Origin of the sequence: uncultured Limosilactobacillus sp. (assembly GCF_934202235.1) — a bacterium.
Lineage (GTDB): Bacteria > Bacillota > Bacilli > Lactobacillales > Lactobacillaceae > Limosilactobacillus.
Map to the genome: position 1 here is coordinate 1 of NZ_CAKPXS010000008.1, position 19,410 is coordinate 19,410.

Below are 19,410 nucleotides of genomic sequence, written 5' to 3' on the forward strand. Positions count from 1 at the left end.
ATAGGCTCATTACACTTGCAAGTATTGCAATAGCCATTACACACCACTGTTTGCCACTCTTATATAACTTGTAACGTGCTCCACTAGACATAATGAACTCCTTCAATAAAAAATCACTCTTTTTTCGATGAAATTATATAGTATAACTATGTTATCAGAAATTGTAGTTGCAAAACCTTTACAAATTGTTACATCTGTTAACATTTCACTTTTATTTCTTATATTATATATAAAATTTAAAAATATATAAATAAAATTGCAATGCTGCAGAAAAATCGATCCAACAGATTGAATTTCATAAAGCGCTGTTTGTTTTTTATTGCAAATAAAAAGCCCAAGTGATGAACCCACTTAGGTAGATATAAAATAGAGAGAATTTCAATTTATTTAAACAATGATTTCCTATGGAAGGATAAAACCAAACAGTTTAGTTTTCTTTAAAGCAAGGATAAAAATAACAAGGAAGACGTAAATGATAAAAGGTAAAACTAAAATATGTATTGGATTAGTTAAAATATAGATGCTATTCGAATTACCAAAAAGAGAATGATTAAATAATAAATTATCAAAAAGTGGTATCACAATTGGATGCAACACATATATGCCTAAACTGGTAGATGCTAACTTAGCTGCATATATCTGCAATGACACCTTTTGTACTTTAGCAGAAACTCTTTTGATTAGTAAGTAAATAGCTACAGCATATGGAAACACATTAATATTATGAAGAAATACATAGTGATGAATAGTGATCTCGTTTAAAATATTTAAAGCAAAAATAATAACTCCGAACCAGATCAACATATTTTCTTGTTTTTTAGCAAAAAAGTTTTCTTTGATAAGGTACCCCATAATAAAATACTGTATCCAAGAAGAAGATAATAGGGGTTGATAAATCATTGATTCATGAAGATGTATATGTGAAATGCCGTCAATATAGTCAAATACATTCCAACAAATAAAAGAAACACAAACAACGTAAAAAAGAATTTTTTTACCATTCTCACTCAAAAAAGATAATACTGGTGTAAATAAGTAAAGCTGAATAATTACATAAAAAAACCAAAAAATAGTAATGATCTTATCATTGATAAATGCTGAAATAAAGTCAAAAAAGCCTAATGAGGTATGCCTTACAACGCCAAACCCGTTAAAGTATAAACCATAAAAATAAAAAAATAATGACCAAATTAAAAAAGGTACTAAAACTCTTACAAACCGCTTTTTGAAAAAATGTTCTGTACCATACCTTTGCCGATAGTTAATCAAAGTAGCACCAGAGTTCATAAAAAAAATCCCTACTGCCGGTAAAAAAATGATTTGAATAAGCGATGCAGCTATGGTTGTCTTAGCATGAGGATTCCCAAAATGAGAAATAACAGCAGTATGCTGAAAAAGAACTCCCAAAATTGCGATTATATTTGCTATATCAATATATGTAAGACGCTGTCGTTTCATCATTTGTACACAATAGCCTCCACTGAAATAGTTATGTTATTTAGAAAATATCTTTCTAGCTTGTTGTAATATTGGAGCCTTCAAAATAATTAATCCAACAAAATAAACAAATGCTCCAATAACAACCTGAACGGCCAAATTGATAATTGACATATGCATAATCTCATTAAAGCGAAATACAATAATAAACATAAAGAAACCACTTATTAGATATTTCCAAGTATCTTTGAACAATCGTCTTCTACTAATTGTATTTTTAACAAAAAACAGTTGAACAGCTATGACAAAGAATTCAGATAAAACTGTAGCTAATGCAGCACCATTAGCCCCATATTCTTTAATTAAAATAAAATTAAAAATAATATTACTAACTGCGCCAGAAGTAACTGATAAAGTATACTCCTTAACCCTATTAACTGGCATCAAATACTGAGTTCCTGTCACATTACTCCATGCAATAAATAAAACAATGGGTGACTCAATAAACATTAACTTTCCAGTTGGTATGTATTCGTTGCCCAAAAACCATGGTGCAAATTTTAATGATATCGACATAAGTCCAAACATCATTGGAACTGCTAACGCCGTAACGAAATCAAACGAGTTATATAAACTTTTCCTTACCCCGTTAACATCACCTTTAGCAAATTTATTTGCAACATGGGGCAACATCACCGTTCCAGTAGCTGTCACAATGGCTAAAACTAGCTTAACAATCTTGTCACCGTAGTCAAATTGGCCAGTAGCGGCTTGTGTAGACATACGACCTAGCATTAACCTATTAACAACAACGTAAACCTGCGTGGTGATGGTCGGAATAAAAAGAAGAAAAGCAGGATAAAAATGCTTTAATGGGTGTAGATCACGTAATTTAACTTTATGAATGCTCCCTCGCAAGTATGGCCAAAGCGTCAAGCTCCCACCTAATTGAGCAACCCCCAGCAGTAAAATATATTTCCAAAGATCACTTGGCCGCCGCACAAAGATAAAAATTGCCGCGATTGAAATCAACTTGACAATCGTATTTCTGACAACCGTCTTCTTAAAGTCCTCTAGTCCCATAAAATACCAGGAGATATCCACACCGGCAGCAATGATCCACAAGGACTGTAGGAGAAAGTACTTCTGGAAAGTAGTACTAAAGAATATTACTGCAACCAAATAAACGACCAACGAGCTAGATACAGTTAAAATCTGCAGTAACTCAATACTCCAAAAAGTCCGTGAACGGGCATCGATGTCGTCACGATGATAGGCAATTTCACGGTTACCATAGAGAGCAACCCCCATCTGCCCCATTAAATAGAAAAAAGTGACCCAGGCATTTGTATAGGAGTTAATCCCACTAGCATGGGCACCCAAATTCCGTGAAATATACGGAACAGTAATTAATGGTGCCAGCATATAGAGAATCTGGTAACCCGCATTATACAAATAGTTCTTGATCACTTTCATCTTTGTTAATCAAACTCCTCATGAACTGCCCTGAGTGCGGCACTTAAAACTTGATCCATGTTGTAATACCGGTACTGACCGAGTCGCCCACCAAACATTACTTGCGGCGTCTTCTCAGCTAGTTTCGTGTATTCCTTGTACAATGAATTATTATGACTGTTATTGACCGGGTAGTAAGGTTCGTCACCACGGTGCCAGTCAGCCGGGTACTCACGAGTAATAACCGTCTTCTCCTTGTCGCCTTTGCCAAACTCAAAGTGCTTGTGTTCGATAATCCGTGTATAAGGTGTTTCAGCGTCAGTATAGTTAACCACGGCGTTACCCTGGTGGTTATCCTCGTTGAGCTCTTCGGTTTCGAAACGGAGACTGCGGTATTCTAATTCACCTAGTTGATAGTCGAAGAACTGGTCAATTGGCCCAGTAAACAGGACCCGGGGATACTTGGCCAGGTATTCATCCTTGTGGTCAAAGAAATCAACACCTAACTCAACATCAATCAGGTCACTCGCCAGCATCTTTTCGACAATTTGCGTGTAGCCACCAATTGGGATGCCCTGGTAACTGTCGTTAAAGTAGTTGTTGTCATAAGTTAGCCGGACTGGAAGGCGGCGAATGATGAAGGCTGGTAATTCAGTAGCCTTCTGGCCCCACTGCTTTTCCGTGTAGCCCTTGACCAACTTTTCATAGATATCGCGACCAATCAACGAAATCGCCTGCTCTTCCAAATTAGCTGGTTGCTTGCCAGCCATTTCTCGGCGTTGCTCATTGATTTTAGCCATTGCCTCAGCCGGTGTCGCCACACCCCACATCTTATTAAAGGTATTCATATTAAATGGTAAGTTATAAATCTCGCCCTTGTAGTTAGCAACCGGACTGTTAGTGTATCGGTTAAACTCAGCAAACTGGTTAATGTATTGCCAAATTGCTTTATTGGAAGTATGGAAAATGTGGGCACCATATTGGTGAACCTGGATTCCATCAACTGCCTTTGTATAAATGTTTCCAGCGATGTGATCACGTTTTTCAATCACTTTGACCAGCTTGCCGCGCTTAGCTGCTTCATAGGCAAAGGTAGCACCGTAAAGGCCGGCACCAACTACTAGATAATCATATTTCATAATTTTAAACCCTCGCTAAATCAAATGTTTCCACGTTGTAATTGAAAAAGAAACAACCATGCCTAGCAATAAGCCAACCGCTGCGCCAAGGAGCGCCATTTTCTTTGTGGATGGTGATGTTTTGCTAGTTGTATCACTTTTACTTGCCTTCGAAAAAAGAGAAACTTGTTTTGCAGAAGGAACTCTTCGAGGTATCTCCTTCGCCGCTGCATCTGTCACTGCATTAACAATCTTTGCTGCTCTCTTAGCGCTGCTGGATTTGACGGATACTTTTATTAAAGTTGTTTGAGCTACTGGATCGGCATTTACCATAGATGATATATCCTTAACAGTATATTCTTTGCGCATATTTTTAGGTAATTCTCTGTGCGCTCGCTTTGCGACATTCTTGCTTTCAGTAATTTTAGCATAGGTTTTTCCTAAACTAATATCTGCTTGAACCTCTTCATTAGCATTGGCCCCTTGATATGAGGTTGAAGTCATAATAGTTCTTTCAGCTTCGTAAGTTGTATGACGTTTATGACGAGCATACAAAATACCCAAAATTCCAAAAATAATTGTAAAACAAGCAATAACGATTATATTTTTCCAAATGATGTTTTTGCTTAATTTTGTTTGTTCGTGATTATTCATTGTTACCTCCAGAAGGTGTCCAAATTTTTTCTTTTGCAAAAAGAGCTAATAAGAATGGGTTATAAACGAAATGAATTATATAAGGTTCAAACATACAGTTAATCGCAACAATTAACATAATGACAGATAAAACATATGTTTTGTTGATTGTAGATCGTATAGCTATTATTGTCATTGAGATAATCACCAAACAAAAGGCAATTAATCCCCACAACAATAACATTCTGACATAAGAGGAATCAATGAAAAAATAATTAATCCCTATATGGTCCATTGGATTATTTTGGAATGAATTTCCCTTAAATCCTGAATAGGTGTGTTCTACAATTTTCCTTCCTAGTAAATTCACATTATATTTTTTAAAAGCTATTTGACCATACATTAACCTCCCAGAAAACAATTTATCAAGTTTATGCAAGATATGGTTGCCAGAATGATAAAAAAATGAAAGAACAATTATCAACGTTGCCAGAATAGGTGTAGCCATCCAGTAAAAAGATGACAAAATACGAGATACTCTATTTCCGTGATATGCTCTTTGTGCAATTTCAACAATCGGAATAAAGAAAAGTACTGCAAAAAAATCTAGCCGTGTATTAGTAAGCCCCATAATTATACAGTCAATGACAACAATACCAAAATAATCCCAAACATTTAGATTTCCAAACCTCAAATAACAATATGCAAGCACAATATACAAGTAGATCGTAGCAGCATATGTGGCATATGCCATTCCCAAAGCATATCGAGTTGGCCTTAATGGGGAATAATATATTAAATTTGGAATAATTCCGACTAATGCAAATATAAACGTTAATAGCAAGCTAATTACACTCAAATAGAGAAACCATGAAATAATCTTTCTAAATTCTATGTTTTTGGCCCCTACCATCAACAAACAGACAAATACAAAATCCGCATTCTGTGCTTTTCGCCAAACTACTAGGCTAATAACAAAAGCAAAAAATATCAGAAACAATTGTTTTAATTTCCATTTATCAATTATGAAAACTTTACCTAGCAAAAACGGAATAGCCATATAAGAAATTAGTCTTAAGGAATGACCCCCAATAGTTGAACTAAACATAGTATTGAGTAAGAAAGAGGGTATAAAATAAATAATAAATCCCAAAAAATATAATTGCTCTCCAGTAATATAATTACCCAATATAGATATTCCTTTGTTTCTCTCAATATTCATAAGTTCTCCTGATATATAGGCTACACAAAGCTATTTTTTAATCTTAGCAATATAAATTGGACGATGCTTGCTTTGCATATATGTCTTTCCGACGTATTTACCAACAACTCCGGTAAACACTAACTGAATACTCCCAATAAAAAGGGTAATGCAAGCCAATGACGACCATCCAAAGGCACTTGCACCTGGTGAGATAAAATGTCGAATAATGATAAACAGCAATCCTAAAAAAGATACAATCGACAAGAAGAGACCAATCCAAATAGCTAGTGAGAGAGGGGCATCTGAGAAACTCATAATACCATCAACAGCATATTTAGTAAGTTTCCAAACAGACCAATCCGTATCGCCAGCTACCCGTTCTATGTTATGGTAATCGAGATACTTAGTCTTAAAACCGACCCAGCTAAAAATGCCCTTAGAAAAACGATCGTATTCCGCCACAGACAAGACAGCGTTGACCATCTGTCTTGTCATCATTCGGTAGTCTCTAGCACCTGGAATAATCTCAGTATCCGAGATCTTATTAATTACATGGTAGAACTGGCTAGAGAGGAAGGACTTAAACTTTTTTTCGCCTTTACGATCAACTCGTCTTGTACCAACACAGTCATATTCGCCGCTTTCCAGGGAATTAAACATCGTTGGCAACATCGATGGTGGGTCTTGCAAATCCACATCCATTACTACCACATAGTCGCCAGTAGACGCTTGCAGCCCGGCATAGAGTGCTGCTTCTTTGCCAAAATTACGAGAAAAGGAAACAAAGTGAACTTGCTTTGGATGATCATCATGAAGCCGTTCCATTTCCGCGAGCGTTTTATCAGAGGAACCATCATTAATAAACCAATACTCAACGTTAACATCCATCTGCTTAACAACTTTATCGACAGCTGGATAGAATAATGGGATGGATTCCTGTTCATTGTAGCAAGGAACAACAATCGACAGTGTTTTCATTACTACACCTCCCAACATCAAGCATGTCCGACAATCTTCCGTTTAATAAAGTTACCACCCTTGACTAGCCAATTAGTATGCTCCATAAACACATACTTCACATCATGGGTCTTATATTGCGGATGTTGAATCAGCCAAACATCCAGCAATAATTCACTCAGAAAACCATAAACCCGTTGTTCATAGGCGGAATACGAACTAATATCGATCTGGCCTTCCACTTTATGTAGCACATCAAACATCCAAGTCAGGTATTCGTCCAGAGGTTGCTTCTTCATGATGAACATGTTGAACATGTGGGCCCAGGTCCGCTTCATCACCGTTTCAAACGCATCCGCATACTCCGGATAATCTTCTTGAATCACCTGCCGCATCACATTAAATGGCTCATGCTGATGAGCGTGCAGGTAGTGCGACTCGTTGATTTCGATATAATAATTACGCTTTTGGGGCAAGATAATATCGTACTGCCCCAGCAACTCCTTCGCTTTTTCCCCAGAGAGGACTGCATCAAGCGACTTCTTTTTATTTAAGCTCAAGTAGCGACGATAGTGGACCAACCCCAGTGCGTCAACATCAAGGTTCTTCCATCCCCAGTAAATCGCCGTCAATTCGTTATAGTGGGCGTTTTCTTTTGAGATATTATCACCAGTGTTATCGCCCTGAAAAGTATGGTTAACATCCGGATGTAAGTCTTTGCCGACAAAGACCGGTAAGTAGAGCTGGTCTGTTGGCATGGCAACATTCTTATGAGTAGCCACAATAACTTTAACTTTCATTTTTACTCCTTATTAGTACGCACCGGTACTTTTGAAAATACTGATTATATTCTTGACCATAATTTCAAAATCAAAGTGCAAAGATGCCTTATCGACATAGCTTAACTCTAAATCAGCACGTTCTGGGTAACCGATGTTGCTTCGCCCACTTGCCTGCCACAATCCCATTGCTCCGGGGCGAACAGACAAAAACTTATCCACACGGTCGCCATATTCAACTAATTCTTCCTTCACCACTGGTCGCGGTCCAACAATCGACATTTCTCCCCTCAGAATGTTAATGAACTGAGGAATCTCATCAATTGATGTTTTTCTCAACCAGCCGCCCAATTTTGTGATTCGGGGGTCTTCATTTGGTTCTAGTTTGTAATTATTTTGAACATACTTTTTATATAATTCTGGATCTTGATGAAGAATCTCATCAGCCCCCACCACCATTGAACGAAATTTCAGAATCTTAAACGGTTTATGATATTGACCAATTCTGACTTGTTCAAAGAAAACAGGTCCCTTGTTATCCCCAAACTTATCAGTAACCCACACTACCAAAAAAATTGGGCTAAAGACAACCAGCGCTAATGATGATAAAACAATATCACATAACCGTTTGACAAAGCGATACCACCATGACTGGTTGTTTGAATATTTGTATTCAACCATTAATTCAATGCCTCATATTTTCTGAAAAATTCACTAACAAAGATAATACCGAGTCTCTAGTCATTTAGCAAGCGCGGCTTAGCGTTTACTTCTTAACCACGCTCGTGATTCATCCAGGTCAAACCCCTTCGCATATAAACGACGGAGCACCCGTTGTTCACGGTCGCGGCCCTCAAAGCGGCGATACTTCTGCCAGGCTTTTTCTGCCGCAGCTACCAGCAGTTGGTGCTGTTCATCAACAGAAACACTTGGTGCTGCCTCAGCGGCCACTTGCCGCGCTAAGCCAAAACCATAACCCTGCACCGCCAAAGATTGCTCGACTTTTTGTTGCCGGCGACGTGTGGAACTGCGATGATAACGGCGGTATAACTTACCAGCCAGCTTACGCGCATTTGCTGCTTGCTGTTCGGCGGAAAATTCCGCTAAGCCGCCTTCAATGTCAGCTGGACTGACACCCTTCTGGGCCAGCTTTTGACTAATTACCCGCGGCCCCTTCAATGAAGTGTTAACCATGGTTCGTACGTACGCCTTGGCATATTGGCGGTCATCAAGAAGCCGTTCAGCTTTCAGCCGTTCAACGACCTGCTCAATTTGTTCCGGGGCAGCTTCCAAGTCGGCTAGTTTCTTCTGCAGCTCAGCGACCGTCCGTGGTTGATAGGACAAGTAATCTAGCGCCCGTGAGTAAACCTTTGACTGGTGATCGGCCTTTTTAATGATCGCCACCTGCTGGTCGTCAAGTTCGACTCCCTTCAGCAAGCGGTACTTTACCAGCACTTCCTCGCTAACTGGGAAGGCGAACTTGCCATTGAGGTAAATATTATACCTTCCCGCTTTCTTCTGGGCGGTGATTTTAGTAATCTTCGCCATTTCTTAAAATCATCCCTTTACAATTACCCTCCTCAATCGTTTCTATTAGTGTAAGCAGCGGCCGCCACTTACCACTAACCAACCAAAAGGAGAACGCATTATGAATAATTCCGCATTTAAGTCAGCTAAGCTTCGTCTGGAGATGTCCGGTGTCGGTGACAAAAACAAGACGATTGTTACCTTCAACAACCTGGTTCAATCGCCTAGTGCCGACAGCCTGCACATTTTGCAGACCGCGATCGAGACCTTTACTGCCGGAACGATTGAAGATACGCAACTCGTTGTCACTTCCCAACTGAACTAAGCAAAGGAGTCACTAACTGATGAAGAGCTTAAATTTAACTTACAAGGGCAGCCTTGGTAAAACCCACCTGTTGAAGATCAACTACGTCAAGGATGGCCTGACAAAGGCAGAAATTTCCCAGCAAATGAAAGCATTGGCAGATAGCCAATTATTTGCCAAGGACGGCGAACAACTCTATGTTCAACCAGTTTCCGCCAAGTACGTTACCACCACCGAAGAAGTAATCCTCGGGAAGGAAGATTTTAATACCCCGGCATAACCTAATGAGGGCAGCGACTAATGATGGTCGCTGTCCTTTTTATTTACTGCCAGGTCGCGCACCAGCTGGAAGAAAGTCCGCCGCTCTTTGGCTGGTCCCTCAATCAAACCCTGCACCGTCGCATTAATCACTGCGCCAATCATGACCAGCATCCCCGAAATATCGAGCCAGATCATCAGCATAATAAAGGCCCCGATCGTCTTGTAGGAGGTGATGCTGTGGGAGAAAACGACAGTATAGTAGGAAAAGAGTCGTGACAACGCCATCCAGGCCAGGGTCACCGCTAGTGCCCCCACCACCACGTAGCGCAACCGCACCCGGGCGCTTGGTACGAAGTAGTAGAGTAAACTCAACGTCACAAAAAGGCCCCCAAAGGTCACCGGCCACTTGAGTGAAGTAAACAACTGGATATATTCCATACTAAAGTGAAACAGCGGCTGGATGGCTAAAAGCACCTGCTCCCCCAGTCCGTAGAGGATAATCAGAACAAAGAGAATCACAATCACCACGACCATCCACAGAAAAGAGACGATCCGATTAATGACCGGGTTCTGGTTCTCTGCTACCCCGTAGGCATGGTTGACGCTCCGTTGAAAGGCGGCAATACCAGTGCTGGTTGACCAGAGAGCAATCAAGGCCCCGGTAGTCAGCAAGCCGCCGCTCCCCCGCTGCAAAAAGGCGTAGATAAAGGGACGAATGAAGCTGTAAATTGACGTCGGAATCGCGGTTTGCAGGTAAGACGTCACTGTGTCGGCATCGAGCCCCATCATCGGCATCAGGTTACCGACAACGATGATCGCCGGAAAAATCGACAACAGCGTGTAATAAGCGAGCACTGCCGCCGACGCCGACACCTGGGCCATCCGAAAGTGCTTCATAAAGACCTGGATAAAATGTTTAGTTTTGTGGGGAATTTGTTTCATCATTGACTCCATTTATAACGCCCATTTTACCAGGAATAGCCCCTCTTGAACGTACAAAAAGCGAATCGTTGTCAAAAGCGGTTCGCTTTTTTTCTTGTCGAGCTTACTTAAATTCCTTGGTTGCCTCGTTAAAGTACTTAATGTAGTTATCATCGTACAAGTACTTCGCATCAGCTTCCGGATCCTGTGAGGTCAAAATCTTCGGACCATCCTTGGTAATAACCAGGGTGTGTTCATACTGGCAACTCAGGCTCCCGTCAGCAGTCTTCGCCAACCAACCACTCGGGTCGGAAGTATCAGCTTCCCAGGTTCCGGTATCAATCATTGGTTCGACGGTAATCGTCATCCCCTCACGGAGCCGAACACCGTGGCCGTGTTCGCCATAGTGCGGTACCATCGGATCTTCGTGCATCGTTGGGCCAATTCCGTGACCGACAAATTCACGAACGTCGCCATAGCCGTGCTCATCTTCCGTGTAGTGCTGGATGACCGCACCAATGTCACCAATCCGGTTGCCAATGACACACTGGTCAATCCCCATATAGAGGGCCTTGTGGGTCACATCCATCAGGTCGCGAACTTCTTTATTCGGCTTACCAACAGCATAACTCCAGCAGGAGTCACTAAAGGCCCCGTCGAGGTTCACCACCGTGTCGACCTTGACCAGGTCACCATTCTTCAAGACCAGGTTCTTCCGTGGGAAGCCGTGGCAAATTTCGTCATTGACACTCACACAGGTGGCGTACTTGTAGCCTTCAAAACCGATTTGAGCGGCAATTGCACCGTGTTCCTTAAAGTAGCGGCGGGCAAACTCTTCAATTTCCCAACTGGAAATTCCCGGCTTGATAATTGACCGCAAACCAACGTGCATCCCAGCGAGAACCGCCCCGGATTTCTCCATCGCTTCAATTTCTCGCGGTGACTTTAAACTAATCATTAATTAACGCTCCCTCTTTTTAATTACTGTTCCAGTATAGCACTTTGCCGGAAGTCCAGGCAGCCGAAAGCCGATTGTGATATACTAACGGGAGCAATTTATCCAGGAGGCAAAGATTATGGCAAGTGCACTAGTAGTTTATGCCACCATTACCGGTAATAACGAGGACGTTGCCGACATCGTGGCCGAAGAATTAAAAAAGCAGGGCGTGGAAGTCGAAGAAACTGAAATTACGATGGCGGATGCCGCCGACTTCAATGACGCCGACATCTGCGTCGTTTGCCCCTACACTTACGATGAAGGGGCCCTCCCTGATGAAGGTCTCGACTTCTATGACGATCTGCAAGAAGAAGACCTCAGTGGGAAGATTTTTGGGGTCGCTGGTTCCGGTGACACTGCTTATGCCGATGACTATTGCAAGGCAGTCGACAAGTTCGACGCTGCCTTTGCCAAAACGGGCGCTAAGCGCGGTGCTGGCCCGATCCACATCAACCTGGCACCCGATGCCGACGATATCACAACACTGGATGCCTTTGCTGATCAACTCGTCAAGGCTGCTAACTAAGGAGTTTCGCCGTGATTGCTCAACTATGGGATAAGTACAAGCAAGTGGTTTCCTATCTCTTTTGGGGGGTGGTAACCACCGTCGTCAACATCAGTGTCTTTCAGTGGCTCAGCTCCGGGGTGCACATGAACTATCAGGTGGCCAACATCATCGCCTGGTTCTTATCTGTCCTGGTCGCCTACTTTACCAATAAAGTGTGGGTCTTTAATTCCCACTACACGACGGTCAAGGCCTTCGTGATTGAATTTGTTGCCTTTTATTTTTACCGTGGACTGACCCTCTTAATCGACGTCGCCTTCATGTTCGTCGGCGTCACTGTCCTGCAATTCAACTCGCCGGTCGAACAGTTAGTTGTGAAGACACTTGACAACGTCGTAGTGTTTATCGCCAACTTTATCTTTTCGAAATTTTTGATCTTTAAACAGCAAAAAAAGTTTGAACGTTAAAAAAAGTCATTGGGAAACACGAATTTCCCAATGGCTTTTCTTATTTTAAGTAATCTTCAATGAGGTGAACAATCCGCTGGGCGGCCTGGCCGCCACCAAAGGAGTCACGGCTCCTGGTCATCCGCCAATAATGGAACTTCTTGTGCAGGAGCTCGAAGACTGCCTGCTGAATCTTCGTTGGGTCAATCCCCACCAGCTTTGCTTGCTTATGCTTGACGACTTCCGGCCGCTCAGTCTTATCCCGCAAGAGCAGGACTGGTTTCCGCAGCACCGATGCCTCCTCCAGTGCACTGCCGGAGTCCGTCACTAGCAGGTAGCTACGCGCCGCCAGGTTAATATAGTCGGTAAATGGCAACGGCTGGGTAATCGTGATCCGCTCATGGTGGTCCAGGATGCGCTCAGCCGCACTCATCACTTCAGGAACAGGGTACAGTGGGTAAACCAATTGCACATCGTCATTGGTTTCCACAATATCCTTCATCGTGGCTAAGAGCCGTTCCAGTTTCTCGCCGCGGTTTTCCGGTCGCTGAACAGTCAGGAGGATAATCCGTTTGTCACCAATCTCCTGCAACAAGGGACTATCATAATCTTCTTTCAAGTTTTGCTGAACGGCGTCGATAATCGTGTTGCCAGTAACATGAATCCGCCGTCCCGGATGGTGCTCTAATAAGAGGTTATGGCGGGCAATGTTAGTTGGCGCAAAATAAAGGTCAGCCATCACGTCGACTAGCTGCCGTTGCAGTTCATCCGGAAACGGCCGCGTCTTATCGTGGGTTCGCAATCCTGCCTCGACGTGAGCTAGTGGTAAGCGGTGGTAGGAAGCGCAAAGACTCCCTGCCAGAGTGACGGTCGTATCACCGATCACAATGATCATGTCTGGCTGCGCCGCGTTGACGACGTTGTTGAGGTTGTGAATCATTGCCGCTAACCCTTCCAGGTTATCGAGCTTGGCCGGTAGGGTCTGGAGGTCAAAATCCGGTGCTAAACCCAGGTTCTGCATCGTTTGCTGGAGGAGGGTCGAATGGGCGCCGGCAACCGTCAAAACCGGTTGAAACTTGGCAGAATTAGCCATCAGGTGAATAATCGGCGACAACTTGATTGCTTCGGCCCGCGTGCCGAAAAAGAACATAATCTTTGCAGCGTTTGCCATTCTCCTCTCCTCCCTTCATCGATATTTTAATTGTACCGCTAAGCATGGGGCAATTCTATGAACAAAAGATGAAATTTATTAACAAACCGCCAAGACATCAGAAATTAGTATCAAAATTTATTTTTACAAAGCTGAAAGAGTCATTATTCTAAATTCACTAATAAAATATAGCTTGAGATTGATCCAAATATTTATTCATAAACCCCATTTTTCACTTTCAACACCCGACCTATATGCAGATATGTCGGGTGCTCAGAGCTAAATTTTGCCAAAAAAATATCGGCCAGTGCCTGCTGACACTAGCCGCTTTTTTATGATCACTTTTTAAACTGTTCGTTATGGTCCACCCGTAGCTTATCCAGCCACTTAACCAGTGCCCAGATAGGCAAGCCAACGATGACGATCCCAATGAAGAGGAGGACGCCGGCCGGGTCGTTAAAGACTTCGCTGACCAGGACAAAGAGGCCACCAAGGAGGGCGACCAGCGGAAGCACCGGGTACAGTGGCACCGAGAACGGCCGCTTCGCTGGGTCCGGCTGCCGATGACGGAGAACGAAGATGCCGACAAAGGCCATCGTGTAGAAAATGTAGACCGTGAAGACACAGAGGTCTGACAAGTGGTCGGGATCAAAGAAGCACATCATCAACGTTGCCAACACCAGGATAAAGATGGTGGCGTTAACTGGCACCCGCGACTTGGGCGTCACATAGGCCAAGTAGCGCGAGAACGGCAAGTCACGGCGCTTCGCCATCGCGTAGACAATCCGTGGAAAAGTCATCATTTTCCCGTTAAGAGTTCCCATCATTGAAATAATGATTCCCAGTGATAGCAGCTTCCCACCAACTTGGCCGAAAGCGGAAGTGGCGAGGTAGGCAGTGGTGTTTTCGCCTAAGCGGTGGATCTGGTTAACCGACAAGAAGCGGAAAACGCCGTAGGTGATTAAGGTATAGATTACCAGCACCGCGGTAATTCCCATGATGATCGCCCGTGGCAGCAGCTTCTGCGGGTTCTTCATCTCACCACCGAGATTAGCAATCAAAATCCAGCCATCGTAGCCGAACAGCGTCGCGAGCACCGCTACCCCGAAATTGCCAGTACTCTGGTGAACCTCGGTCAGTGTCTGCCCGAGAGCGTGTTGGTGGCCGAAGAAAATCCCGAAGATGATAATCGCTGCGATCGGGATCAGCTTTCCGGCCGTGGTAATCACCGCAAAGGCGGCACCGACCTTGTTCTCCAGCATATTCATCAAAGCGATCAACAGAATGGTAATCACGGCCAAGGGAATTCGCCAGGCCGCCGACAAGCCAAAGAAGTTGGCCATCAGAATACTCATGAAACCGGCCACTGCGGCGATAATCGCTGGCCCGTAGACAATCACCTGCATCCAGCCAGCTAAGAACCCCATTAATCGGCCATACAGCTCTTCAATGTAGACGTACAGGCCCCCGGTGTAGGGCATCTGAGCCCCAATTTCGGCAATCGTTAACCCGCCGGTCAGGGTAATGACCCCACCGAGCACCCAGGCGACCAGTGCCATCGTGGAGGAACCGGCACTATCCAAGACTGAGCCCTGTTTAAAGAAGATCCCGGAGCCGATGATCGTCCCAATCACGATTGACAGTGCCGACCAGAACCCGAGTGAACGTTTTAATTCGTTTGCTGGTTCTTTTTCCACGTTAATTCCCCCATTCATTTTATTAGAGTTTTCTCATTTTACCATAAACTAAGCCGAAAGAAAACGCCATTCTTACCGGCCCCACAAGAACTGGTTGATCAGCTTAAAGACCCGCGGGTTTTCGTGCAATTTACTGTGCTGGGCGTTTTTACCGTGGATTACCACCTGGCGGTACGAAGCCGGACGATTACCGAGCATCTCCTTGATCGACCGTGATGACTGATTATCGATCCACCCGTCAGTGCCGCCACCCTTGTCACCCATGATGTTGAGTACCTGGGCGTGCGGGTAGTTATTTTTGAGGTTCTGCAGGTGAGTGACCATCCGCTGGAAGACCTGGTTATTCACTGGTGCTCCCGTCAAACCAGCTCCCGCGAGGACCACCTGTTTTTTCAACCGTGGCATCCCCTTTTCCTGACCATAGTCATTCAAAAAGGCGAAGTTATCGGTGTTGCCCATCGAATGCCCAACGAGATTGAAGGTCTTGATCCCGTCTTCTTCCTTGAGTTTCCAGACCACGTTGCGGATGTAGCGGCCGCCCTCCGCCATGTTGGTATTGCGGTTATTCTGTAAGTTGACCTGGACAATTGGGTTGCGCTTGCCCTTAATCGACGGGCCATGCAAGGCCACGCGGCCATCCGCTTTTACTTGCGCCTGGACGACCGTCTCAGTCACCCCGGCTTTGCGGGCAGCAGCGACCATCGAGTCCTCGGCCCGCGAACTTGACCCGTAACCGTGGACAAAGATCGTCGGTGTCGTCGAATGGACCCACTTCTTTTGTGCCTGCCGGTTGGTGCAGCCGGCCAGGCCGACGACTAACAATAGTAGTAGGATGTTTAACCAGGATTTTTTCATGACTGACTCCCTTCTGAAAAAGGCCCCGGTTGCTCCGGGACCCGTTTACTTTCTGCGATGCGTGTGCACGAAATACAATATCACCATTAACAGGATCAGTGCCCCGGTCAGCAGGATCGTGTCAACCCAGGCCAGGTGCCGGTTGGCTAACGGCAGGTAGGTGTTCATCCCGTAAAAGCCGGAAACGATCGGTGGGATGGCCAAGACTAATGACCAGACGGTGAGAAACATCATCGTGTCATTCAGGCGGTTATTTAACAGGTTGCCAAACGACTCCGCGGTTTCGCTCAGTTCATCACTGACGACGTCAAACATCGCCTGGCACTGCTTAAATTCGACCAGTGTGTCAGCCAGCTGCTGGCTAATCTGTTGGGTGCGTTCCGGTTGGGTACCAAAAAATTGCCGCAGGATCCCCTGTAATTCCTGCATGGCGACCAGGTTGCTCCCGGTGGCCGCGCGAAGATAAATCAGCCGCGTCCTAAGCAGGGATAAGCGGTCCAGCCGCCGGTTAGTAATCCGGTAATTGAGCTGTTGGTTAGACAAGCGGTCTGTCCGCGCAATAATGTCGTCCAGTGCGCTGAAGTACGGTTGCAAAACCCGGTTAATAATCCGCAGGATGGGCTCACTCACCTGCCCCGTTGGGTTGACCGGCATGTGAGCAAACATCCACCGCTGGTTGCGGACGTGGCTGACGGTGACTAAGACCTGATCGTTGAAGGCCAGACACAGGGGGCTCGTCCGCTGTTGCTGGTTATTGGGTCCACTGACCACCCGTAAAACTAGTAAGGCACAATGGGCCACCATGTCGGCTGCCGCCCGCGGTTGCTCGTGCCGGTCTAACAAGTAATTCTTAAACTTTGTCGGAAAATGGTACTTAGCAACGACGGTGGTCACCTCTTCCGGGTTCGGCGTCACCAATTCCACCCAGGTGTAGTGCTGAAAAGCTCGCTCTTTAATCATTGACGACCCCTAGGCTAGCTGTAAGCGGCCGAGCGCGTGTTCAACGTGGTGCTGGTCACTGGATGGCGCCTTTTCAAAGGCCACGCCGTACTTCTCAGCGTGACGGGCAGCCAACTTGACTGCCTTGCCATCAACCCCGTCTTCACAAACAATGGCGGTATCCACCTGACGCAGGGCCTGCTTCAGCTTACTCGACGTCACGTTTTGCGGACGCGAGGCGTCCAGGCCGTAGAAGACACCGTGGTGGTCGGCCATTACTTCGCGCAGTGGTCCCCATTGTTTTGGCTTGGCACTGATCACCAGCACTTTTCGCTGGTGCAAGTCGAAATGAGGATCAACTGGTTTGGTAGCGGCTGGCTGCGCTGCCGACTGCGGCGTCGATGTCTGTTGCGGCTGGTCGGCGTGATGATCATTGACCGTTTCGCCTTCGTAAGCCCAGCGCAGGGTCCCGGAGGCAGCATCGCGCATCCCGTGACCGTGGTCATAGTAGGCAAAGTCAATTGGCATCCCCGCGTGGAGGCCGAGCTTGCCATAGCGCTTCGGGTCGATTAGCAATGTCGCCCCTTCTTCGGCGTCCAGCGGTGAATCACCGTTCTGCGTTTCGCTGATCTGGAACATCTTCGTCCCGGCCACTTCGCGCAGTGGTGCCCGCCGGAGAACCTGGATTGGTCGGCCATCGTGCTGTACCTTCAGTTTCTTGATGATCGGCGCTAAGCCGGCACCGTGGCGTTCGCCTAGTTCGACCACGTCGCCATCTTCCAGCTCATATGGGAGGGCGTGGAGGACCCGTTCGGAGTAATACTGGCGGTTGATCATCGCCCCGCTGAGCTTGCGGTGAACGACGTAACGATTGTCAGCCGCCAGCTCGGCTTCGGTCGGCTCCGCTGGTTGGTCACTAGTCGTTGCTGATGTGGGTTTTGCCGTGGCCGGCTGCTTTTCCGTTTCCGGCTGTTCTCCCTTAGCCGACTCATCGTCGCTGACCTGGGTCAACGGGGTGCTCTCTCCCTGATTGGCGACATTATTCAATGACTTATCCAGCAACGAGGCAAACTCGCCACTGACCTGCTTCGGCATCTTTTCGCCGGGGTGGTCAACTAATTCGTGCGTCCGCCGGTGGTGCTGCCCCTGATGGTCTTCATGGTGGCCACCTTCCGTCCCTGCTTGGTGGTGTTCATCCTCGCGACGCCGCCGCATCCGGAAACGGTGACTTCCCTGCTGACGATCATCATCCCGGTGGTGATGGTGGCGGTGGTTCCAGTCTTCATCCCCGTCACCGACTGCCCAGTCATCGACCGGCTGCAGGCGGTTCAGCAGCCGCAAAATCATCGTCAAACTCCGCTGGGTTTGCTTGAGACTGGCGGGATCGTCACTGGTGTGTTTTAGTAATTCCATTAATTCATTGCGGTAATCATACATTGTGGACCCTCCCAAATTTATTTCTGGTCCTATTGTAACAGTTTCCACCACCCAAACCGTGATAGAAAGGCCGCGATTGACAAAAAAGATGTAAATATAAAAAAAGCAGGGTTGGCATGCACCCAACCCTGTCGTACTGATTTAACCAACAATATCATTAACGTACTGTTGCAATTGTTTGAGCACCGCGGGCGAAAGATGGTTGACTACTGTCCCGTGACGTGATTGAAAATCGAAATTTTGCAACTGCCATAAGACCACATACCCTTTGACACCCGTACCATTGCTCCCATTAATTAACAATGGGAGGTAGCGAGGATTATTATGACGGTCAACAGTCGTAATGGGAAAACCGACAAACATTCCCGTTGCCTGACTATAAGCATCCGTACTCATCACCACGTAATGTCGCCGGATATTACCTTGCCGGGGATTATGGCCCCCCATTTCGTGACCAGCGTGTGGTTCAGCATCCGCGATTATCACATTGCCCTTGTGTGGCATCCTCATTAGTCCAATCTTTCCTTACCAACTGGCTTAACCGGCTACAAAGCGGGATCTTCTGCCATGTCCCTTTGGTAATCGTATTCTTGCCACTCTTTAGTAGCAAAAACATTTTGATGCTTCTGGACTGGTGTGAAGACAATCGTGGTTCCCACATTGGCGACCTCATATTCGACAGCTACCGTCTTAATTTCTTCCGGTACCATCAAGATTTTTGAGTCCCCTAATCTTCGCAACTTAACCCTCATAAACTGCCACCTCCGTTAATATATACATAGTATATA

23 protein-coding genes are annotated in these 19,410 nt (G+C 45.3%); 4 read left to right on the forward strand and 19 right to left on the reverse strand.

Going from position 1 to position 19,410, the window contains the following annotated elements:
* The 10 genes from Q0E49_RS02230 to recX all read right to left on the reverse strand — a co-directional run.
* Nucleotides 1-91: KxYKxGKxW signal peptide domain-containing protein (locus Q0E49_RS02230; protein ID WP_295746328.1), on the reverse strand; the 91-nt coding region annotated here is incomplete at its 3' end.
* Between the two features lie 311 nt (nucleotides 92-402).
* Nucleotides 403-1,461: an acyltransferase gene (locus tag Q0E49_RS02235; protein ID WP_295746259.1), complete on the reverse strand. Its 1,059-nt coding sequence runs from the start codon at nucleotides 1,459-1,461 to the stop codon at nucleotides 403-405.
* 33 nt (nucleotides 1,462-1,494) lie between these two features.
* The gene (locus Q0E49_RS02240) at nucleotides 1,495-2,913 is read right to left on the reverse strand and encodes a flippase (protein ID WP_295746261.1); all 1,419 of its coding nucleotides are present in this window, start codon (nucleotides 2,911-2,913) and stop codon (nucleotides 1,495-1,497) included.
* A gap of 5 nt (nucleotides 2,914-2,918) precedes the next feature.
* On the reverse strand, nucleotides 2,919-4,034 hold the full coding sequence (gene glf, locus Q0E49_RS02245; protein WP_295746330.1) for a UDP-galactopyranose mutase: 1,116 nt from the start codon (nucleotides 4,032-4,034) through the stop codon (nucleotides 2,919-2,921).
* 12 nt (nucleotides 4,035-4,046) lie between these two features.
* Complete coding sequence (locus Q0E49_RS02250) at nucleotides 4,047-4,664, reverse strand: Wzz/FepE/Etk N-terminal domain-containing protein (RefSeq protein ID WP_295746263.1); 618 nt, start codon at nucleotides 4,662-4,664, stop codon at nucleotides 4,047-4,049.
* A complete protein-coding gene (locus Q0E49_RS02255; RefSeq protein WP_295746264.1) occupies nucleotides 4,657-5,865 on the reverse strand; it encodes a polymerase in 1,209 nt (402 codons plus the stop codon). Before Q0E49_RS02255 ends, Q0E49_RS02250 begins: the two co-directional genes overlap by 8 nt.
* 30 nt (nucleotides 5,866-5,895) lie before the next feature.
* Nucleotides 5,896-6,825, reverse strand: coding sequence for a glycosyltransferase family 2 protein (locus tag Q0E49_RS02260; protein WP_295746265.1), 930 nt, complete (start codon nucleotides 6,823-6,825; stop codon nucleotides 5,896-5,898).
* Between the two features lie 17 nt (nucleotides 6,826-6,842).
* Nucleotides 6,843-7,604, reverse strand: coding sequence for a DUF4422 domain-containing protein (locus tag Q0E49_RS02265; protein WP_295746266.1), 762 nt, complete (start codon nucleotides 7,602-7,604; stop codon nucleotides 6,843-6,845).
* Nucleotides 7,605-7,616: 12 nt separating this feature from the next.
* A complete protein-coding gene (locus Q0E49_RS02270) occupies nucleotides 7,617-8,264 on the reverse strand; it encodes a sugar transferase (RefSeq protein WP_295746267.1) in 648 nt (215 codons plus the stop codon).
* A gap of 78 nt (nucleotides 8,265-8,342) precedes the next feature.
* Nucleotides 8,343-9,131: a recombination regulator RecX gene (gene recX, locus Q0E49_RS02275; protein ID WP_295746268.1), complete on the reverse strand. Its 789-nt coding sequence runs from the start codon at nucleotides 9,129-9,131 to the stop codon at nucleotides 8,343-8,345.
* Nucleotides 9,132-9,231: 100 nt separating this feature from the next.
* Between recX and Q0E49_RS02280 the strand changes: the two genes are divergently transcribed.
* Entirely contained in the window at nucleotides 9,232-9,435 is a 204-nt protein-coding gene (locus Q0E49_RS02280) for a hypothetical protein (RefSeq protein ID WP_295746269.1), read from the forward strand.
* 19 nt (nucleotides 9,436-9,454) lie between these two features.
* The gene (locus Q0E49_RS02285) at nucleotides 9,455-9,694 is read left to right on the forward strand and encodes a DUF2922 domain-containing protein (RefSeq protein ID WP_295746271.1); all 240 of its coding nucleotides are present in this window, start codon (nucleotides 9,455-9,457) and stop codon (nucleotides 9,692-9,694) included.
* 17 nt (nucleotides 9,695-9,711) lie between these two features.
* On the opposite strand, the gene Q0E49_RS02290 is transcribed toward Q0E49_RS02285, so the two are convergent.
* A complete protein-coding gene (locus Q0E49_RS02290; RefSeq protein ID WP_295746332.1) occupies nucleotides 9,712-10,617 on the reverse strand; it encodes a YihY/virulence factor BrkB family protein in 906 nt (301 codons plus the stop codon).
* A 103-nt stretch (nucleotides 10,618-10,720) separates the two neighbouring features.
* Nucleotides 10,721-11,554, reverse strand: a complete 834-nt coding sequence (gene map / locus Q0E49_RS02295; RefSeq protein WP_295746272.1) for a type I methionyl aminopeptidase — start codon at nucleotides 11,552-11,554, stop codon at nucleotides 10,721-10,723.
* Between the two features lie 118 nt (nucleotides 11,555-11,672).
* Between map and Q0E49_RS02300 the strand changes: the two genes are divergently transcribed.
* Together Q0E49_RS02300 and Q0E49_RS02305 are read left to right on the forward strand one after the other, a co-directional pair.
* Entirely contained in the window at nucleotides 11,673-12,119 is a 447-nt protein-coding gene (locus Q0E49_RS02300; protein WP_295746274.1) for a flavodoxin, read from the forward strand.
* 11 nt (nucleotides 12,120-12,130) lie between these two features.
* Complete coding sequence (locus Q0E49_RS02305) at nucleotides 12,131-12,565, forward strand: GtrA family protein (protein WP_295746276.1); 435 nt, start codon at nucleotides 12,131-12,133, stop codon at nucleotides 12,563-12,565.
* Between the two features lie 40 nt (nucleotides 12,566-12,605).
* Here the strand turns inward: Q0E49_RS02305 and wecB are convergent, their stop codons facing one another.
* The 7 genes from wecB to Q0E49_RS02340 form a co-directional block, all read right to left on the reverse strand.
* Entirely contained in the window at nucleotides 12,606-13,715 is a 1,110-nt protein-coding gene (gene wecB / locus Q0E49_RS02310; protein WP_295746278.1) for a UDP-N-acetylglucosamine 2-epimerase (non-hydrolyzing), read from the reverse strand.
* 317 nt (nucleotides 13,716-14,032) lie between these two features.
* On the reverse strand, nucleotides 14,033-15,409 hold the full coding sequence (locus tag Q0E49_RS02315; RefSeq protein ID WP_295746280.1) for an amino acid permease: 1,377 nt from the start codon (nucleotides 15,407-15,409) through the stop codon (nucleotides 14,033-14,035).
* Nucleotides 15,410-15,463: 54 nt separating this feature from the next.
* Nucleotides 15,464-16,246: an alpha/beta hydrolase gene (locus tag Q0E49_RS02320; protein WP_295746282.1), complete on the reverse strand. Its 783-nt coding sequence runs from the start codon at nucleotides 16,244-16,246 to the stop codon at nucleotides 15,464-15,466.
* Nucleotides 16,247-16,291: 45 nt separating this feature from the next.
* Nucleotides 16,292-17,206: a magnesium transporter CorA family protein gene (locus Q0E49_RS02325; protein WP_295746284.1), complete on the reverse strand. Its 915-nt coding sequence runs from the start codon at nucleotides 17,204-17,206 to the stop codon at nucleotides 16,292-16,294.
* A gap of 9 nt (nucleotides 17,207-17,215) precedes the next feature.
* Entirely contained in the window at nucleotides 17,216-18,622 is a 1,407-nt protein-coding gene (locus tag Q0E49_RS02330) for a hypothetical protein (RefSeq protein WP_295746286.1), read from the reverse strand.
* A 141-nt stretch (nucleotides 18,623-18,763) separates the two neighbouring features.
* Complete coding sequence (locus tag Q0E49_RS02335; protein WP_295746288.1) at nucleotides 18,764-19,132, reverse strand: type II toxin-antitoxin system PemK/MazF family toxin; 369 nt, start codon at nucleotides 19,130-19,132, stop codon at nucleotides 18,764-18,766.
* 35 nt (nucleotides 19,133-19,167) lie between these two features.
* Entirely contained in the window at nucleotides 19,168-19,374 is a 207-nt protein-coding gene (locus Q0E49_RS02340; protein ID WP_295746290.1) for a hypothetical protein, read from the reverse strand.
* Nucleotides 19,375-19,410: the final 36 nt, after the last annotated feature.

Coding starts and splice junctions, on each gene's coding strand:
- Q0E49_RS02235 (WP_295746259.1), bottom strand. CDS start 1,461: ATGATGAAACGACAGCGTCTTACATATATTGATATAGCAAATATAATC.
- Q0E49_RS02240 (WP_295746261.1), bottom strand. CDS start 2,913: ATGAAAGTGATCAAGAACTATTTGTATAATGCGGGTTACCAGATTCTC.
- Q0E49_RS02250 (WP_295746263.1), bottom strand. CDS start 4,664: ATGAATAATCACGAACAAACAAAATTAAGCAAAAACATCATTTGGAAA.
- Q0E49_RS02255 (WP_295746264.1), bottom strand. CDS start 5,865: ATGAATATTGAGAGAAACAAAGGAATATCTATATTGGGTAATTATATT.
- Q0E49_RS02260 (WP_295746265.1), bottom strand. CDS start 6,825: ATGAAAACACTGTCGATTGTTGTTCCTTGCTACAATGAACAGGAATCC.
- Q0E49_RS02265 (WP_295746266.1), bottom strand. CDS start 7,604: ATGAAAGTTAAAGTTATTGTGGCTACTCATAAGAATGTTGCCATGCCA.
- Q0E49_RS02270 (WP_295746267.1), bottom strand. CDS start 8,264: ATGGTTGAATACAAATATTCAAACAACCAGTCATGGTGGTATCGCTTT.
- recX (WP_295746268.1), bottom strand. CDS start 9,131: ATGGCGAAGATTACTAAAATCACCGCCCAGAAGAAAGCGGGAAGGTAT.
- Q0E49_RS02280 (WP_295746269.1), top strand. CDS start 9,232: ATGAATAATTCCGCATTTAAGTCAGCTAAGCTTCGTCTGGAGATGTCC.
- Q0E49_RS02285 (WP_295746271.1), top strand. CDS start 9,455: ATGAAGAGCTTAAATTTAACTTACAAGGGCAGCCTTGGTAAAACCCAC.
- Q0E49_RS02290 (WP_295746332.1), bottom strand. CDS start 10,617: ATGAAACAAATTCCCCACAAAACTAAACATTTTATCCAGGTCTTTATG.
- map (WP_295746272.1), bottom strand. CDS start 11,554: ATGATTAGTTTAAAGTCACCGCGAGAAATTGAAGCGATGGAGAAATCC.
- Q0E49_RS02300 (WP_295746274.1), top strand. CDS start 11,673: ATGGCAAGTGCACTAGTAGTTTATGCCACCATTACCGGTAATAACGAG.
- wecB (WP_295746278.1), bottom strand. CDS start 13,715: ATGGCAAACGCTGCAAAGATTATGTTCTTTTTCGGCACGCGGGCCGAA.
- Q0E49_RS02315 (WP_295746280.1), bottom strand. CDS start 15,409: ATGAATGGGGGAATTAACGTGGAAAAAGAACCAGCAAACGAATTAAAA.
- Q0E49_RS02320 (WP_295746282.1), bottom strand. CDS start 16,246: ATGAAAAAATCCTGGTTAAACATCCTACTACTATTGTTAGTCGTCGGC.
- Q0E49_RS02325 (WP_295746284.1), bottom strand. CDS start 17,206: ATGATTAAAGAGCGAGCTTTTCAGCACTACACCTGGGTGGAATTGGTG.
- Q0E49_RS02330 (WP_295746286.1), bottom strand. CDS start 18,622: ATGTATGATTACCGCAATGAATTAATGGAATTACTAAAACACACCAGT.
- Q0E49_RS02335 (WP_295746288.1), bottom strand. CDS start 19,132: ATGAGGATGCCACACAAGGGCAATGTGATAATCGCGGATGCTGAACCA.
- Q0E49_RS02340 (WP_295746290.1), bottom strand. CDS start 19,374: ATGAGGGTTAAGTTGCGAAGATTAGGGGACTCAAAAATCTTGATGGTA.